This is a genomic window from Paenibacillus polysaccharolyticus, from assembly GCF_023714295.1.
In the GTDB taxonomy this organism is placed as follows: Bacteria; Bacillota; Bacilli; order Paenibacillales; family Paenibacillaceae; genus Paenibacillus; species Paenibacillus polysaccharolyticus_A.
Genome location: NZ_JAMAUN010000003.1, coordinates 310,907 through 328,614 on the forward strand (window position 1 = coordinate 310,907; position 17,708 = coordinate 328,614).

A 17,708-nucleotide genomic window follows, 5' to 3' on the forward strand; every position below is an offset into this window, starting at 1 on the left:
TATCATAATGTCTTGGAGAAAAGAACCGGCGTTATGCCAGTTCCATCTCGACCCCTGCCAAAATAAATGGAGCAACCGATTTCGGATCATTGATCCGAATCGATTCAGTCACATAGTACTCGTAGGACCCGTCACGATAAGGAGTTCCTCCAAGGCCCGCTCCCCCATTGCACTGTGTCAGGGAAAGCACACCCTCTTGGTCTGTTTGCAACAGATGCTGCAACAGGCCTTGATATCCTTTTTCCGCAATCGCTTTGAACTTCCCGCTCAAGTATCCTTTGCGCACACCCTTGGCAAGGGCATATACAAACATCGAAGTGCCCGAAGCCTCCAGATAATTCCGCTCGCGTCCTGGCTGATCGAGCAGATGCGGCCACAATCCTGTCTCCTGATCCTGTACATGGATAAGCGCATTTGCGAGTCGCTCGAAAATACCGATAATCTGTCCACGTTGCTCATGATCAACTGGCAGATAATCCAACGTATCTACAACCGCCATCACGTACCAGCCCACTGCCCGGCTCCAGACATGTGGCGAACATCCCGTATCTCCGGAGCTCCAGCGTTGCTCCTTGCTCTCGTCCCAAGCGTGGTAGAGCAGACCACTGCGTGGATCACGAGTTTGTGCTTCCACCAAAAGCAATTGCAAAGCAGCCTTGTCAAACCACTTCTCTTCACCAGTCACGGCTCCATATTGAGTCAGATAAGGTGTCGCCATATACAATCCATCCAGCCACATTTGGAACGGATAGATTTTCTTGTGCCAGAAACCGCCCCCACTTGTGCGCGGTTGCCCTTTCAGTTGCGTCATCAGCAACTCAGAAGCTTTGCGATACTTTTCCTGACCTGTTTTCTCCAGCAGGAAAAATAGTGATTTTCCCTGGTTGATCTGATCCAGATTATATTCCTCAATCGTATAGGACCGAATCGATCCGTCTTCCTGAATGAAATGATCCATAAGTTCCTGAATATAGTCAAAATATCTCTGTTCACCTGTACGAGCGTAGAGTTCTTCCAGTGCTTTGAGCAGACAACCGTTCTCATAATGCCAAGTCGCATACAGCTCATGGCTGCGATAACTCTCCATAAACTGGTCGGCCATGCGCATCGGTGTATGTTGTAACGTTTCCTTCATGATCAAACCTCCGGTTTCGCTCCTTATTGAGCCTGTTTTTTGTAATCCTCGGCATATTCCTCGCGGATTTTGGTACCGCCTGCATTAGCCCAATTCTCAATTTCTTTTTCCCAGCCGCTTTGATCGATCTTGCCCATAATGTATTTGGTTTGCGCGTCGGCAATCATCTGATCCAGATCTGCTCCGCGGTCACCATATGTTGGAGAATACAACGTCAATGCAGGGTTTGGTACTGCATGTTCTGCCAGTTCCTTCACCAAAGCTGTTCCTTTTTCTCCAAGCTCGGTGTCCTTCAGTTTAGGTACATTGTAACCATCAACATAAGGGAAATTATCCCGATATGGCTTCACTTCACGCTGGAAAGCATCGAAATCACTCATTTCCACTTCGTTGTCTCCGACTTTGGTGTAATGTTTGCCTTCCAGACCACGCATTAGCAGCGTTGCCATCTCTGGATCCATCAATTTATCCAGGAAGGAGAGCAAGTTTTTCAGTTCCTCTTCCGATTTTACCGTTGCTTTCGGGAAAGCCAGAATACCCGAGTTACCTGTCTGTCCAGCTACACGGTCACCATTTGGCCCTAACAGACCGGCAATATCTACAACACCGTCCGGATTATTTTTTGACAGACGTTCCTGCTGGCTCTTACCATTCTGTGCCACACCTACACGCATGCCGACAACACCGGAATCATACTTTTTCTCCGCTTCCGTTGAATCAAATACAGCGAAGTCCTGGTTCAACAATTTCTCTTCATACAAACGTTTCAACAAATCCATCACTTGCATATATTCCGGTGTCATGAATTCTGGTGTAAAGCTCCCATCACTCTCAACCTTCCATTTGTTCGGTGCGCCAAAGCTCACACCAAGACGAGTCGTAAAAGAATACTGATCTTCGTTGTACTTTTTGAACAACATCAATCCAAACGTATTCGCCTGTCCATCGCCATCCGGGTCGGAAGTAGACAATGTCTTGATCGTTTCATACCACTCATCCGGTGTTGTTGGTACTTTCAGATTCAACTTGTCAAACCAATCCTTGCGGTAAATAACAGTTGCCCGTGCAATATCGGAGAATACCGGCACGCCATAAATTTTTCCTTCAACCTTGATGTTGTCAAAGAAACGTCCGTTTTGGGCAGAAAGGTTTTTGTAATCATTGAGTAAAGGTCCAACTTCCCAAAATACGTCATTTCGCATCGCATTCGTTACCGTCGGGTTATATTGCACCTTTACGATTTTCGGCATGTCGCTGGAGGCGATCATGACATTAATTTTGTCATTGTACGCAGATGCCGGTATCCACTGGATGTCCAGTTTGGTTTTGGTATATTCCTCAATTTTTTTCTGTACATCGTTGCCCTTGCTCGGCACGTCACCCACCTGTGCAATAGCGATAGATACATTCTGCACGCCGCCTTCGGCAGCCTGACCTTCATCTGATCCGCATCCTGCCAGCAAACCGGTCACCAGAGCCAGTGTACTCAGGACAGCTACGGCTTTCTTTTTTGTTGCCTTCATTCATGAAAACCTCCCTTTTGATATACAGTCACAGACTGGTATTCACAATTCAGTAATACGCTTCACACCACACACTGCCCTAATCAGCCTTTTACCGAACCGAGCATCACTCCCTTGGCAAAATGCTTTTGCAGGAATGGGTAGACCAGCATAATCGGAATAGTCGAGAATACGATAACGGCCATGCGAATCGTAAGCGGCTGGATTTCAGTTTCTTCAATGCTCGTATCTCCGATTCGGCTCTGTGCCAATATGACAATTTCACGCAGCCAGACTTGTACAGGCCACTTCTCACTATCGTTAATGTAGATGACGGCACTGAAGAAGCTGTTCCAGTGTGCCACGGCATAAAAGAGTGAGAAGGTAGCCATCGCTGGCATCGAAAGCGGCAACACAATGCGGAACAAAACACTGACATCGTTACAGCCATCAATTTTGGCCGCGTCTTCCAGCTCATCTGGGATGGCTTGGAAGAAGTTTTTGAGTACGATCAGGTTGAATGCACTGATAGCCGTTGGCAACATCAAGGACCAGAGTGTGTCGGTAAGGTGCAGGGATTTAACGACAAAATACGTTGGAATCATCCCGCCACTGAACAACATCGTGAACAGTACACCCAGCAGGATCGGCTGGCGTCCGCGCAAATACTTTCTGGATAACGGATAAGCCATAAGTGATGTAAATAACAAGTTAAGCAGTGTACCGACAACCGTAATATAGATCGACACACCGAGACTTCGAATCAATGTATCTGTAGAAAAAATGTAACGGTAAGCTGCCAAGGAGAATTCTTTGGGAAAAAGGATAAATCCGCCTTTAGCCACTTCATGCGGGCTGGTAAAGGAAACAGCTAAAATATAAATGAATGGGATTACGGTCACGATACCAATTAATAACAATAAGCCATGATTCACAAAATCAAAGATCCGGTTGCCCCATGTTTTATCCTGTTGCATCTATTGTTCACTCCTGTCTGATGAAGAGCGTCTGCCACTGTTGCATTAATAGACGCCTTCCTCCCCGAATTTTTTGGCTAACGTGTTGGCACCAAGCACCAGCGCCAGTCCAACAACCGACTTAAACAATCCGACAGCAGCACTATAACTGTACTGTGCCTGGGTAAGTCCCTTCGTGTATACGTAGGTGTCAAATACCTCGCCCACATCACGGTTGGTAGGTGTCAGCATCAGGAAGATTTGTTCAAAGCCTGTATCCAGGAAGTGACCCAGACGCAAAATGAGCAAAATGATGATGGTACTCCGAATCGCTGGTAACGTAATGTGCCAGGTCTGACGCCAGCGGTTAGCACCGTCAATCCGAGCAGCCTCATAAAGCTGCGTATCTACGCCAGAGAGTGCCGCCAGGAAGATAATTGTGCCCCAGCCTACTTCTTTCCAAATGGATTGTCCTACAATCATCGTACGGAACCATCCTGGTTCAAGCAGAAAGGCAATTTTTTGTCCCGTCAGGTTGTAGAGCAGTTCATTGATTGCACCGCCTTCAGTCGTGAACAGCATGTAGAACACACCAACCACAACAACCCAGGAAACAAAGTGTGGAACGTAAACCAGTGTCTGCACGAAGCGTTTAAACCGCTCCCGCCTAACCTCATTCATCATGAGCGCAAGCACAATAGGTAATGGAAAAAAGAAAACCAGATTATAAATCGCAAGTAAAAACGTGTTTCTAAATAAGGTCCAGAACTGCGGTTCTCCAAAAAAACGCTGGAAGTGTTTGAATCCTACCCAATCACTCCCCAGGATGCCTTTGTACGGCGTGTAATCCTGAAAAGCCATCGTAATCCCATACATCGGTATGTATTTAAAGATAACAAAGTAAAGCACTCCCGGAATCAGCATAATGTACAGCCACCGGTTTTTGATGACGTCCCTCCAGAGCAGGTTTTTGTCACTGCGGGTAGCGGGCCTTGTTCGAGCAGCCGTTTCGGCTTTCATAGTGTCTTCCTCCCCACGTTGGAAACGATTACAAAAGATCACTTCCTGAATTCATGTCTCCATTGTGGCGGATAATCGAATCACTGGCTATCATCTCGTTTTAGCCTCTTGTTTTTCCTTGTGTATCAAGGGTTTTAACCACTTAAGAATGGCTGGCGATACTTGAAATGAACTGCTTTCAACCTGCATGTTCCTGGTTTAACTATGGCTTATAAGCTGCGAATGGGCTCAAAAAGAAAGTTAAATTGAACGACAAAAGCCTGCCTGCCATGAGGGCAGAGCAGGCCATGTTCTCTAGCGTTGCTGCTCCCGGTACTTGCCGGGAGTTGTTCCTGTTATTTTGCGAAATGTACGGATAAAAGCTGTCGGGTTCGTGTAATTTAATTTTTCGGCGATTTCCGATATTTTTAAATCTGTCGTCTGTAGCCACGTTTTGGCTTTTTCCATGCGGTACTCTGCTAGATATTCGGTAAAATTAACACCCGCTTCCTTCTTGAAGACCCGGCTTAGATAGACAGGATGAAAGTTCAACTCCTCGGCACAAGCCTCCAGTGATAAATCCCGATCATATCGTTCCTCGATCAGTCGAATCATCCGGCGGGCGATATTCATATATTGTGACTCCTCTTGTTCCTTCCAGTAACGAATCACAGGCAGAAATAAACGCTTACGGAACCAACCCGTCATCTCGTCCAGTGTAGATAATTTCAGCAAGTATGCCATGGAAGCTTTCTCACCAAGCACTTCTGCCACATCTCCGCCCTGCTCTTGCACAAGTTGATATACCCGTGACAATAACTGCACCATGATGACTGGATACTCGCTGAAATGCAGCTTTTTATCCGCCAGTAATCCTAAATATTGTGTAAAATAGATATCTGTTTTTTCTTCGTCTCCCTGTTTAATCGCTGAAGCCAACTGATCTTCGATCATTCGTAACTGCGTATACAGCGCAGCTTCCATCTGACCTCTTGGTTGGATGTCCTCATAATGTAAAATAATACGGCTACCCAAGCTGACTCTGCCTTGCAACGCTTCTTTGCTCTCTTGATAGGCTCTAGGCGTATCTCCAATGCTGGAATAAGCCCGGCTAATACCTATGCTTACTGGCAGATTCAGATAGGTTACAACCCGTTCACGAATCCATTCGGCCTGTGTGTGCATCCATTCCTTCAGCTGTATCTCATCACTCAGTTCAGAAGCAAGCACGGTAACCTGCGCATCATCTAGCATGACCGGTGTGAACCGAATCTCGGAAGGAATCAACTCACCTACCATATTATTGACCGCAAATAGCAATAGATCCCGATCCTGCTCCTCATATCTCGTGCCTTCAAGCGTATCAATCTGAAGCATCAGCACGCCCAGATGTGACCAGCCGGTCGGGAAATCATACAATTCGCCCTGATATCTGAAATCTTCTTCCGATATTTTACCTGTCAGCAGCTTGGTCATGAAAAACTCCTGAAGATGCACATGTTGCCCCTTCATCTGCTCACGCATCGTTCTCTCCGAGCTGAACAGGGTAGACAAGCGTTCCTCAATATAAATAAACTCATCCTGACGGCGTCCAGCTGGAGGAAGCGGAGAATCTAACCCTTTGGTAAACTGCAACAGTCTAGAGATTGGTGAGTACATGCGCCGGCTACCGTAGATGGCCACAAGCCCTGTCACCAATAACATGACTAACGTCGCCACACCGGTCACCACTGCGATTTTTTGCGACTGGGCTGTAATCTGTCCAAGCGAAACAACCGATACGTATAACCAGCCGTTTAGCGGAGACTGCCTGTAGCTGACGGCTACGGGTTTGCCCTCCACTTCTGCGCTGTAAAAACCTTGTGCTTCCCCCGTTGTCTGAACCTTCTCCTGAATGTCTTGGTTGAGCAGATCGTATTTATTTCCATAATTCGTGTCATTCAAAAAGTATTTCTGGTCTTTATCCAGAACATACAAATCACCCGAATTCGGATTCCGGCTCAAAAAGCTGCTCAGCTCTGCATCCGCAATATCAATGACAAGGAACCCTTTCGGTTTCACATTTGTGGGCACCATCGGAATTTTAAAAACCATGCTGACTACATTATCAGAAGAGATTAAGGTAGGAGCCTGTTCCGTTAAAGCCTCACCCATGCCAGCAGATACAGGCACACTCTCTTTGGATGAACTTTTATTCTGAGTCACCCAGAACAAACTGTTGGTGTATGTAAGATAAGTTCCGATTCGGTCTCGAATGCTGAAATCATTAATTTTACCAAATGAACGCATCGATACGACCCAGTCCTGTTCCAGATTTACAAGGTAAGCCTGATCAATACTTGTGACCGCCTGCAGATTGTTAAAACCGGATGTCAAATCACGAATTTCCTGAAATTCGCTACTATTCAGCGGTTGCTTCATTGCACGAAGCACCAACGGTGAATTGACGTACTGGATTGAGGACAGTTGTAAACTTCGTAATACTTGTTCCACTCGCATCTGAGTCTGATGTAGTATCTGAAGATTACTCTCGCGCACTTTCTGTTCGATATCACGCGAGGCAATCGTATACGAGACGGAACCAATCACAATGACTGGCAATGCCCCAAGAATCATCGTAAAGCAGAGCAGACGCAGTAGATATTTAGGCAAGAAGAGCATCTCCCTTTTATAAAAAATCGCTTACATTGGATTAAATTACTATTGTTATTTTAAAACCCAATCATAATCAAGTCCACATCTTTATTCAGAATTGTTGACTTGAAGTGATTTCCAGTTTATATTACATGTATATTCCTCAGGTCGAAGGAGAGATTTTGATGTCGGTGAGCGTTCTTAACTAATCAAGTTTCATATTCAGGAGTTTGGCTTTTCATGACACTTTTGCCGTCAAGGCATACGTGTGTTTCATGACGCGTCAGATCCCTGTACTTAGTTAAGAACAGCGGAAATCAAACATCGCCTCCGGGATTGCCTATGTCCGGGTCTATTTCCGCGCTGTGTTCAGCGCGGATTTTTTTGTTAGACCTTATATGGACCTTGCTTTCCCATACGTTCAGGGCGGAGAATGACGTTTGTTCATTCTCCGCCCTTTTTGTGTTTTCCATGAGGAATATTTTTCACTATATAAATTGAACTAAAGATTATTCACACATGCACTCCGATGACAGAATAACCTTCCAATCGCTGTTATCCCCAGATTTTCTTGATTCCCTTCTAGAAAGGATAAAATCTGACGATCAGCGTATGCTTCCGATGCAGCTTTCTTGCAGAAAGCTTTAGGCGAACGCTCCGCTTCTTCAGGTCTTTTCTGTCCTCTTCGTTTCCGTGTAAATGAATAGCTCAATTTATATAGGCACACAAAAACATTACACATGAAGGAGAGATTTAAACATGAACAACAATACCAACATTAATAACTACAACATGACAGCAAATATTAAGAGTTCAAACGAACAAACCCTAACCAGTCTTGGCTTCCATCATATTCAGAAAAACATTGCAGACTGCGCCCTTTCCTATCTCGGCAAACGTTATGCCCGTGAACTCAAACCGATGACCGATGTGCATCTGATTCAGATGCGTCTGGACGAAGCTGCGGAGGCCACAGCTCTTGTCCGTTTTGGGGCGAGCGTGCCCATCCCTTCGCTGGAGGGGATGGAAACGATTATCAACCTGCTTGGCACGGGATATCTGTTCAGTGAACGCGACTTCAGTCATCTCGCGCAATTTCTACACAGCTGCGCACAACTAATGAAGTATATGGATAGCAAATCCGGCGTTGCTCCGATCGTTAGCCGTTATGCATCCTCCATGATCCTGATGGAATCCTTGCGAAGCGAAATTGAACGTTGTATCCACAACGGTCGAATTCAGGATCAAGCGAGCAAGGAACTCGTACGGATTCGAAAAAGAATGACCGTGCATGAGGAACGCATGAAGCGCAAGCTGGATTCACTGGTTAGCAAGCACCGTTCGATCATGCAGGAGCAGGTCGTGAGCCAGCGAAATGGAAAAACCGTACTGCCCATTAAAAAAGAGTTCCGTAAACAGGTTAAAGGCAGTGTACTCGACGAATCGGGTAGCGGCCAAACCGTATATATCGAGCCAGCCGAGCTGTCGGGACTGCAGATGGAACTCTCTTCACTGCAAGCCGAGGAGTCCAGGGAAGAGATGAAAATCCTTGGAGACTTGACTTCTCTGGCCGAATCGTACAGCCGGGAAATAGCATTGAATACAGAAACCGTTGGTATTTTGGACTTCCTGTTCGCCAAAGCAAAATATGCGGCGGCTATAGATGGTCGATCCGTACGTGTTAATAGCAACGGTAAAGTTAAACTGCAACGAGCGAGACACCCCTTGATGGGGCCGTCCATGGTCCCGCTTGATTTTTCCATCGGATACACTTACTCGTCCCTTATCATTACAGGCCCGAACACAGGCGGTAAAACCGTTGCACTCAAAACATTGGGGTTGCTCACTCTCATGATGCAATCTGGGCTGCTTGTTCCTGTGGATGAGAGAGGTGAAATGGCTGTGTATGAACAGATCGCAGTGGATATCGGCGATGGACAGAGTCTTGAGCAGGCACTCAGCACATTCTCGGCGCATATTCGGAATATGATTACCATTCTGGAGCAGGCGAATCCTTCCACGCTTATACTGATTGACGAGATGGCGTCAGGCACAGATCCTGGAGAGGGCGTCGGACTTTCCATTGCTATGCTGGAGGAATTGCATCACCGCGGAGCAACCGTGGTAGCTACAACACATTTTGGGGAAATTAAGCATTTTGCCTCAGCCACATCTGGATTTGAAAATGCACGCATGGAGTTTGACACCGCATCTCTCCAACCTCTGTATCGACTTCGGATCGGAGAAGCCGGTGAAAGCTATGCATATTCGATCGCGCTGAAGCTGGGCATGCCCCAGCATATCATCGCTCGTTCCAAATCTGTTGTGGATGAAGCTCTCACGAAGAACATGATGCAAGATGTTGCAAAAGAATCGCAATCACAAACAGATAGTGAACATCACACTACCTTGCCTGTCTCTATGGAACACACTGATTCTATAGAGCAAAATGCACATACGACCGTCCCAAATAAGACTATATCTCCAAACGGTGCGCCTCCCGTCTCCAATTCGGCACCAGCACCAATACGTGCTTTTCGTAAAGGAGACCGTGTCTACGTTGCCTATCTGGATCAGGCAGGTATAGTAAGTGAAGAAGAGGATAACCGTGGACAGATCGGGGTCATGATTCGGGGCCGCAAACTAAAAATTCATAAGAAACGTCTGCGTCTGCACATCTCTGCTGATGAGTTGTATCCAGCCGATTATGATCTCGACATTGTGCTGGAAAGCAAAGAAAACCGCAAAAAACGCAAACTCATGGGGCGCAAGCATGTAGAGGGATTACAAATTGAGCTACCACCGGAAGAATGAAGGCACGCCCACGCATTTAAAAAATCAACCTGTGCATATGTTACTCTCATACGGGTACTTGCGGTGTAGATGGAGTAAGTCACGATTATAAAAGTTGGGAGCAAAACCAATGTATTTGTTATACTGAAATCAACAAAAGGTCACTGCCCGGATTGTAAAACAATGTAAAGGAGGGAGATAAGCCATGTCTGATCAACAGGACAGCACTCCTGGCAAAACGCTCAATGCGCTGATATGTCCACTTTGTGGGGAAAGAAATGCTTGTGCCTATGCTGAAGGTAAACCACATTCGGAATGTTGGTGCGGCCATGTTTCCTTCCCCGAAGGTGTGTTTGAACGCATTCCAGCCGAGAAACGCGGCAAGTCATGCATTTGTCAGCAATGTTTGGAGAACTATGTACGTGAGCATGAGTAACTATTTTGCTCTAACCAGCTCTTATTCGCTAAAAGCGATATGAAGAGCCTATTGTTAACTAGGGCGTGTCTTGAAATCGACTGAAGTGCATCTTTTACCCCCTTTTCGCCCCCTGCTACGTCACTTCCCCTTGACGTGCCCCGGCACGCCTGCGGGAAACTTCCTTACTTGGAACGAAAATTCGGCAAAATCTGCTTTCTTCAGCGTTTTCAGACACGCCCTAGAATCGAAAAATAAAAGAAACCATTCCCTCTCAAATGGAACTGTATCATGAATTTGAAGGGATGGTTTCTTTATATTGGAGACTTAAGTTCATTATTACGTTTGGTATCTCTATTTCATCTATCTTTCTGTATAAACAGATAAGTAAACTTGCTAACGTCCCAGCCTTAGTGGACCCACGCTGAGCTTTCAATACACTATGCCAGACTTCGATTACTGTTATACAAACCGATTACATCTGTTTGTACTGCTTCACTGCCTCCACCAGTACCGGATGATTCTCATCCATACCAGTATAGTGCGATAATGCGGCTTCAACGCCTTTTTCGCGAATCATGCTTTGTAGCTCCACCGCTTCGGGATCATCAGACACATCAAACTTGCAGGCAGCGGCCATTCCCATGGCGAGATGTGTCACTGGCATGTCTTCTTCATACGCCAGAAGTGCCGGGCGAACGAGACGATCATTCGGGGAAAGCTTGCGTAGTGGCGAGCGCCCCACACGGGTTACCTCGTCGGTCAGATAAGGATTAACAAACCGCCCCAAAATTTTTACAATATACTGCTCATGCTCTTCCGGGTTGAAGCCAAAGCGTTTTACCAGCACCTGACCCGTTTCCTGCAATGCCCCGTATACAACGGATTTCACTTTTTCATCGGCAATGGCCTTCTGAATGGTATCATATCCGTGCACATAGCCGATATATGCCGCAACGCAATGTCCCGTATTCACAGTAAACAGCTTCCGCTCAATGTACGGTTCCAGATCATGCACATAAACGACACCTTCCATCGGTTTGAATACAGGCGCCATCTGCGAGCGATCCACTACCCACTCGTAAAAAGGTTCCACCTGAACATGCAACATGTCTTCATGATTCTGGATGGGTACAATCCGGTCTACGGCCGAATTGGGAAAGTAAACATATTCATTAGCAAACGCACGAGCCTGCTCATCTAGCAAAGCATATACATGCTCTTTCAGCTGAGCGCTTCCACCGATCGCATTTTCACAAGCGATAATATGCAGCGGCTTTTGTACAGAACCTGCACGTCTTCTTTGCTCCAGACCTTCTGCGATTCCTGGTGCAATATGCTTTAGTATGCCTACACCAACTGCGGTTGTAACCAGGTCAGCTTCCGCTACGGCCTTAGCAACTGTCTGCAACTCCCGTCCGTCAATGGCTGTTACTCCGGTTACGGTCTCCTGATCTTTGCTTTCGTTAGCAAGCTCTACGGTGTACTCCCCACGCTCCCGAAGAGCATTCACTAGTTCCTGATTTACATCCGAGAACGTCACTTCATATCCGGCACGGGACAGAATCAAGCCAATAAATCCGCGTCCGATGTTACCTGCGCCAAAGTGGAGGGCCTTCATAGCTCCATTTCACTTTCTAGAATGGTGATGACTTCTTCAGCGGTTTTCGCATAGCGCAGAGCTTCCATATTTTCTTCCTCGGCGCAGATCACCGCAATGCTCGTTAGAATCTCCATATGTTCGCCGCCTTGTGCCGCGATGCCAATGACCATATAAGCTTTTTCCTCTCCAAAATCGACCCCATGCGGGAACTGAATCACCGAAATTCCGGTGGAGAGAATGAACGCTTTGGACTCTTTTGTACCATGCGGAATAGCCAGTCCATTGCCGACATAAGTGGATACGATCTCTTCACGCTCAATCATTTTGTCGATGTAATCCCCAGTGATATGGCCTGCATCCTTCAAAATCTGTCCTGCCATACGAATCGCTTCGTATTTATCCTGAGCCGTCGCGTTCATGATGACTTTGTCTGTTGTTAACATACTCATGTTATATACCTCCGATTTCATTTTTACTACGATAGAATCCCACTAGTTCACGGGACAGGTAATGAATAATCTCATCCCTGTTCCCTTTGCCCAGCAGTGTAATCATCTCTTCTTGCAGCAATAGTGCACTAATCTCGCTGAGCACCTCCAAACTTTCTTTGGACAACTCCTTTGGCCCCAGCATTAGTAATACATGACTGACACCTTCCGGGTCCTCCACTGTTCGAAGCAGAGGTTCCTCTAGTTGAAAAAGACTGATGGACGGCTTGTAGATACTCTCACTCCGTGTATGGAAAAGGGCCAGCTGTGTCCCGGGAATCTTCTGACTTCCCATCAACTCGCGAACCTCAAGCAACTTGGCAACCTCGCCCGGGTCTTTCAATATGCCTGAGCGATGTGCAACTTTACACATTCCAAGCACACTTTGAGCAAAATCAAGATGCGCATTATCCATTGCATGTACCTGAAACTTACCGATAATGCGTACAATTTCGAGCAGCGTTGCTTCCATTCCGTCCGCATCGGAGATCCTACGAGTGGGTGTCTCCTTGCCCATGTCGGGGGATTTGCGATGTTGCCGCTGTAACGTTGTAGTTTTGATAAAATGTCGCAAGCTCTCGCTTTCTTCGGCTGTCAATAGCGGACTGACCTTGTAATACTGATCTTCCTCCATCGGTAAATCGACTGTAGACAACACCAGATCATACTCATCGGTTGGCATTCGTGCGGCTTCGTACCAAGAGACACTGTCTATAATCTGGATCTCCGGAAATTCCTTCGACAACCGGCTGGATAACATGCGCGAGGAGCCAATGCCACTGTTGCATACAACGATGGCCCGAATTTCCTGCTTCAACGCTCGTAGTCGTTCAATGGATGCACCAAAGTGCATGACTAGAAAACCGATCTCCTCATCCGGCACTTCTGCTCCCGGCCATGCATGTAACACAGACCTTTTCACCTGTTCAAAAAGAGTGTCATAATCCTTGCGAATTTGTTGCAGCAGTGGATTACGTATCATCTGATGCCCTTCAAGTCGCTCCATTACCGGTACCATATGTGCAATTAAACCTTCACGTAGCAAGCGGTCTTCATGAAACGCATAACCTGTTCTTTGTTGCATCTGGTCCGTAAGCGAATGCACCCTGTCCATCAGTATCAGATCATCGATCGGGAGCAGTCGTGAAGAATGAATCTGCTGTTCTGTCTCCGTAAGCAATTGGTGAAAATAGGCTTGCTCCTCACCAGAGAAGCTGACTTCAAGCTGTGAGGATAGAACACTGCAGAGCCGCGAAGCCATGAAAGTCGGCACTCTCTGCTCGTGCTGCTCCGCCACGGTTTCGGCACCTTCAACCGTCTTAGCACCTGACGAAGAACGTTCTATATTAAACCCTTTACGTATCCGAACCACAGCAGCCGATAACTGAATGAGCAATTTCATGTACTGCCGTTCAGGTATCTTTTCAAGCCATTCGATATCCGGCTGCCACAATGCATTTTCAATGGTAAGTACATCGCTGTGACCGATCATGCTGAGCAATTTTTGATTAACGATCGAACCTCCTTGCTCAGGCTGTCTACCAAAGAGATCCGACTCATCTAGCACTTCCAAAGCAAGCGCTGCAATGGCTCTGCGATAAATCGCTTCACTTCCGGTAATTTTGACACCATAGCCTCGCCTTCGAACAAGCTTCAAACCCGCCTGCCGAATACGTGATTCCAGATCATCCAGATCGGTGGTGGCCGTCGAAACGGTCACTTTCAGATCCGAAGCGAGAGCGAGCAGTTTGACCGGTTCAGCTTCATCCAGCAGGATGCAAAGCATGAAGAGCTTACGCTCTTCAGGCGTAAACTCTACATATTCATTACCCTCCAGTTTCTGGCGTAATGCACTGAGGTCATCCGAACCGGAATCAATACGAATTCCGGTTCCCGACTTTTTTTCAAGACGCATACCGAGTGGTTCAAGCCACTGTTCGATCATCAGCAGCTCACGATGCACGGTACGTGTACTCACTTTTACTTCAACCGCAATTTCACCCGCCGTGACTTCATGGGGATGCTCCAACAGGAATTCCACGATTTCACGTTGTCTTTTGGTAATACTCATATCTCAGCCTCCGGCTCTGGGAAAACGGCTACCCTTGTTTGAAGCTGGCTCGCAGTCTGCTCCCTTTTACTTCAAACGTTCAACAAGCGCATCGTATTCCGGGCTTTTTAGGAAGTTGTCAATAGATATATGCTCTGCATTTGGTGCTACTGAACGTGCACGATCCGTTAGTGTTTTTTGCGTAATAACAACGTCTGCGTCTTGCGGAATTTCACTGATCGCTGTGTTAGTTACAGCAACGTCAATTCCTTCGGCTTTCATTTTCTTGCGCAGAATCGAAGCACCCATTGCACTCGACCCCATACCTGCATCACAGGAGAAAACAATCTTTTTCACATCTGCTTTTGCCTTGGATGCAACGGAAGTTGCGATATGCGCTGCTCTGTTCGCTTCATGGTTATCCGGTGTGATGGCTGCATTTGCCGTGTTGCCTTGGCTCTTCATATCTTTCATTCGGCTAGAGGCCTCTTCCAGATCTTCTTCCTTCTGTTTACCGGTTTTGAGTAGCAGAGAGGCTATCAGGAAGGAAACCACCGCTGCCACGATCACCCCGGCAAGCATCGGGATATATCCACCTTTTGGTGTCAGCAGGAAGTAGGCAATGATACTGCCTGGTGATGGTGCCGAAACCAATCCTGCGCCAGTTAGCATGAACGTTAACGTACCCGCTACACCGCCGGCAATGGCTGCCAGAATCAAAATAGGTCTCATCAGAATGTACGGGAAGTAAATCTCATGAATCCCGCCGAAGAAATGAATGACCACCGCACCAGGTGCAGAAGATCTCGCCATTCCACGACCGAAAAAACAATAAGCGAGCAAAATGCCTAGTCCCGGTCCCGGGTTAGACTCAAGCATGTAAAGAACGGATTTCCCTAATTCTCTTGCCTGATCTGTTGCAATTGGCGTTAAAATCCCGTGGTTAATGGCATTGTTCAGGAACAATATTTTACCCGGTTCAATAATCAGATTGACGAGTGGTAGCAAGCCCAGGTTCATCAAACCCTGTACGCCAGCAGACAACACTTTGCTAATGGCCTCTACTGCCGGCCCGATACCGAGCAAAGCAAAGATCGCCAAAATACCGCCGATAATTCCTGCCGAGAAATTGTTGACCAGCATCTCAAAACCGGCTCTGATCTTGCCCTCAATGGATTTATCGAACTTCTTGATCACCCATGCACCGAAAGGCCCCGCAATCATGGCCCCGAGGAACATTGGAATATCCGTTCCGACAATGACACCGATGGTCATAATCGCCCCGACGACACCACCACGCGTGCCATGCACCATCGTACCCCCGGTATAACCGATCAGTAGCGGCAGCAAATAAGTAATCATCGGCCCTACAAGCTGCTCTATTGTCGCATTCGGAAACCATCCTGTTTTAATAAACATCGCTGTAATTAATCCCCAAGCAATAAATGCTCCCATATTGGGCATGACCATACCGCTCAGAAATCGTCCGAAGCGTTGCACACCAACACGTAACCCACCTTTGGAATTGGATGTTTGATCCAAATTACTCATTGGTTTATCCTCCTTGAATCAAGTCATTATTCTTATGAAAGGGGTATCATTGTTCCCCTGCTGTAATCCTAAGCGAGAAACCCTTCCTGTTCAATCAAATGAAAGCGTACTTTCGTCATGAACAATGATGACAACATTGGATTATGTAATCGCTTTTAATTAGGAATATATGCTCAACCCTTTGATACGCAAGGCTTTTCTTGCCTATGACTTTATTCATATACAACATACAAAGCAATAAAATAGCTTGGTCCGTTTGCATTTTTTTTATTCATGATGCTATGTCACTCCTACTTAAATTCCTCCAATATGCAGAAAAAAACAGCAAAAAACCTGCATAAGCTCATAGCTCACGCAGGTTTAAATAGCAAGATTTTTTATATTCAATTAGGATCATATATATGTCAATAAGTACAAATCAACTCGACAATCCAGTCGAATTCTATTCCTCAGTATGTTTAAGATAAGCATCCGCATTCAGCAATGTGGATAATGCAGTCGTTACATCTCCATCGACACGGATTTCGATCATCCAGCCTTCTTCGTAAGGAGAGCTATTCACCAGTTCTGGCGAGTCCTGCAAAGCTTCATTCACTGCAACAATGGTGCCGCTGACGGGTGAGAACAGATCAGACACCGTTTTGACGGATTCAATCGTACCGATGCTGTCTTCTGCCTTTACACCGGCTTCAAGATCAGGCAATTCCACAAACACAATGTCACCCAGCTGATGCTGCGCGAACTCGGTAATGCCAATACGTACGGTATCCTTCCCTACGGTTTGCACCCATTCGTGCTCTTTACTGTACAGGAAATCATTTCTCAATTCGCTCATCGATATCCGCCTCGCTTTTCATTAATGAGTGCATGCGTTCTTTGACCTTCACCTTTTTCCCAGACAATAGCGTATGATATTTCAGATTCAAATGTCAAGTTAGCTCACAGTTTATTTAAATTTGATACCTCACCGTGTGTAACCTCACACTACTCTTTCTGCATATAATGGTGAATATTAGAATAGTAAGCGCCCTCTTTTCAAATAGACGAACATTAATTTTCATTAAACATTAAATATTCGTATTTTACACAATATTAATGATATTGTTCTTGACATCATCGTAAGATTCACGTTTTAATGAGAAGAGCAACTGAAGTTAATTGGACTACGTATGAACCGCGGATGAATGTAAAGGGAGAGACTGCCCGTACGCCCGGTTTGGGGATGTGCATGAGGCGGCGCCGAAGGAGTAAACCACCGACAAGCGGGGGTGAATCTCTCAGGCAAAAGGACTTTTACAGGACGCAACTCTGGAGAGCATCTAATCGTCCTATACGGATGTTATGATCACCCAAGGGGAAACCTGTCTGAATAAACGGCGGGGTAACTCTCAGGTACAAGGGACAGAGCCTAAGAATACAGCGTGCTACTTGGCATGCCGGTTCTTTGGCCTGTCCTTTTCCTTTTTCCCAAAAAATGAATGGCAGGTTCTAGGATCGCACTGAACATAACCAATGAAAAAATGTAGAACAGTTGGCTGTTAACTCTCGATTACTAACATTACTTAAGCATTAATGATGCGGC

The 17,708-nt window shown here is 46.3% G+C and carries 12 protein-coding genes and 2 riboswitches; of the genes, 2 read left to right on the forward strand and 10 right to left on the reverse strand.

Annotated elements, in window-relative coordinates:
• Positions 1 to 31 precede the first annotated feature (31 nt).
• The 5 genes from M3629_RS12155 to M3629_RS12175 form a co-directional block, all read right to left on the reverse strand.
• Positions 32 to 1,135 carry a glycoside hydrolase family 88/105 protein gene (locus M3629_RS12155; protein ID WP_154887583.1) on the reverse strand — a complete coding sequence of 368 codons (1,104 nt, stop codon included), beginning with the start codon at positions 1,133 to 1,135 and terminating at the stop codon, positions 32 to 34.
• 23 nt (positions 1,136 to 1,158) lie between these two features.
• The gene (locus M3629_RS12160; protein ID WP_090915455.1) at positions 1,159 to 2,658 is read right to left on the reverse strand and encodes an extracellular solute-binding protein; all 1,500 of its coding nucleotides are present in this window, start codon (positions 2,656 to 2,658) and stop codon (positions 1,159 to 1,161) included.
• Between the two features lie 83 nt (positions 2,659 to 2,741).
• Entirely contained in the window at positions 2,742 to 3,614 is an 873-nt protein-coding gene (locus M3629_RS12165) for a carbohydrate ABC transporter permease (RefSeq protein ID WP_251506383.1), read from the reverse strand.
• 45 nt (positions 3,615 to 3,659) lie between these two features.
• Positions 3,660 to 4,613: an ABC transporter permease gene (locus tag M3629_RS12170; RefSeq protein ID WP_090915459.1), complete on the reverse strand. Its 954-nt coding sequence runs from the start codon at positions 4,611 to 4,613 to the stop codon at positions 3,660 to 3,662.
• A gap of 294 nt (positions 4,614 to 4,907) precedes the next feature.
• Positions 4,908 to 7,244, reverse strand: a complete 2,337-nt coding sequence (locus M3629_RS12175; protein WP_251506388.1) for a helix-turn-helix domain-containing protein — start codon at positions 7,242 to 7,244, stop codon at positions 4,908 to 4,910.
• A gap of 741 nt (positions 7,245 to 7,985) precedes the next feature.
• Here M3629_RS12175 and M3629_RS12180 point away from each other — a divergent pair.
• Complete coding sequence (locus M3629_RS12180) at positions 7,986 to 10,040, forward strand: endonuclease MutS2 (RefSeq protein ID WP_251506391.1); 2,055 nt, start codon at positions 7,986 to 7,988, stop codon at positions 10,038 to 10,040.
• 184 nt (positions 10,041 to 10,224) lie between these two features.
• On the forward strand, positions 10,225 to 10,455 hold the full coding sequence (locus M3629_RS12185) for a cysteine-rich CWC family protein (RefSeq protein ID WP_251506395.1): 231 nt from the start codon (positions 10,225 to 10,227) through the stop codon (positions 10,453 to 10,455).
• Between the two features lie 454 nt (positions 10,456 to 10,909).
• Here the strand turns inward: M3629_RS12185 and M3629_RS12190 are convergent, their stop codons facing one another.
• The 5 genes from M3629_RS12190 to gcvH all read right to left on the reverse strand — a co-directional run bounded on the left by M3629_RS12190 (position 10,910) and on the right by gcvH (position 16,961).
• A complete protein-coding gene (locus M3629_RS12190) occupies positions 10,910 to 12,055 on the reverse strand; it encodes a mannitol-1-phosphate 5-dehydrogenase (RefSeq protein ID WP_251506401.1) in 1,146 nt (381 codons plus the stop codon).
• A complete protein-coding gene (locus tag M3629_RS12195) occupies positions 12,052 to 12,486 on the reverse strand; it encodes a PTS sugar transporter subunit IIA (RefSeq protein ID WP_251506407.1) in 435 nt (144 codons plus the stop codon). Before M3629_RS12195 ends, M3629_RS12190 begins: the two co-directional genes overlap by 4 nt.
• Position 12,487: 1 nt before the next feature.
• Entirely contained in the window at positions 12,488 to 14,596 is a 2,109-nt protein-coding gene (locus tag M3629_RS12200) for a BglG family transcription antiterminator (RefSeq protein WP_251506412.1), read from the reverse strand.
• Between the two features lie 66 nt (positions 14,597 to 14,662).
• A complete protein-coding gene (locus tag M3629_RS12205; RefSeq protein ID WP_251506415.1) occupies positions 14,663 to 16,126 on the reverse strand; it encodes a PTS mannitol transporter subunit IICB in 1,464 nt (487 codons plus the stop codon).
• A gap of 442 nt (positions 16,127 to 16,568) precedes the next feature.
• Positions 16,569 to 16,961 (reverse strand): glycine cleavage system protein GcvH, encoded by a 393-nt coding sequence (gcvH, locus tag M3629_RS12210; protein ID WP_251506418.1) that lies wholly within the window; start codon positions 16,959 to 16,961, stop codon positions 16,569 to 16,571.
• Positions 16,962 to 17,306: 345 nt separating this feature from the next.
• A riboswitch (glycine riboswitch) is annotated at positions 17,307 to 17,429 on the forward strand.
• A 3-nt stretch (positions 17,430 to 17,432) separates the two neighbouring features.
• Positions 17,433 to 17,533, forward strand: a riboswitch (glycine riboswitch).
• The last annotated feature ends 175 nt before the right edge of the window (positions 17,534 to 17,708 follow it).

Bases quoted from the DNA above. Each gene is read 5' to 3' on its own strand.
- M3629_RS12155 (WP_154887583.1), bottom strand. From the start codon at position 1,135: ATGAAGGAAACGTTACAACATACACCGATGCGCATGGCCGACCAGTTT.
- M3629_RS12160 (WP_090915455.1), bottom strand. From the start codon at position 2,658: ATGAAGGCAACAAAAAAGAAAGCCGTAGCTGTCCTGAGTACACTGGCT.
- M3629_RS12165 (WP_251506383.1), bottom strand. From the start codon at position 3,614: ATGCAACAGGATAAAACATGGGGCAACCGGATCTTTGATTTTGTGAAT.
- M3629_RS12170 (WP_090915459.1), bottom strand. From the start codon at position 4,613: ATGAAAGCCGAAACGGCTGCTCGAACAAGGCCCGCTACCCGCAGTGAC.
- M3629_RS12180 (WP_251506391.1), top strand. From the start codon at position 7,986: ATGAACAACAATACCAACATTAATAACTACAACATGACAGCAAATATT.
- M3629_RS12185 (WP_251506395.1), top strand. From the start codon at position 10,225: ATGTCTGATCAACAGGACAGCACTCCTGGCAAAACGCTCAATGCGCTG.
- M3629_RS12190 (WP_251506401.1), bottom strand. From the start codon at position 12,055: ATGAAGGCCCTCCACTTTGGCGCAGGTAACATCGGACGCGGATTTATT.
- M3629_RS12195 (WP_251506407.1), bottom strand. From the start codon at position 12,486: ATGAGTATGTTAACAACAGACAAAGTCATCATGAACGCGACGGCTCAG.
- M3629_RS12200 (WP_251506412.1), bottom strand. From the start codon at position 14,596: ATGAGTATTACCAAAAGACAACGTGAAATCGTGGAATTCCTGTTGGAG.
- M3629_RS12205 (WP_251506415.1), bottom strand. From the start codon at position 16,126: ATGAGTAATTTGGATCAAACATCCAATTCCAAAGGTGGGTTACGTGTT.
- gcvH (WP_251506418.1), bottom strand. From the start codon at position 16,961: ATGAGCGAATTGAGAAATGATTTCCTGTACAGTAAAGAGCACGAATGG.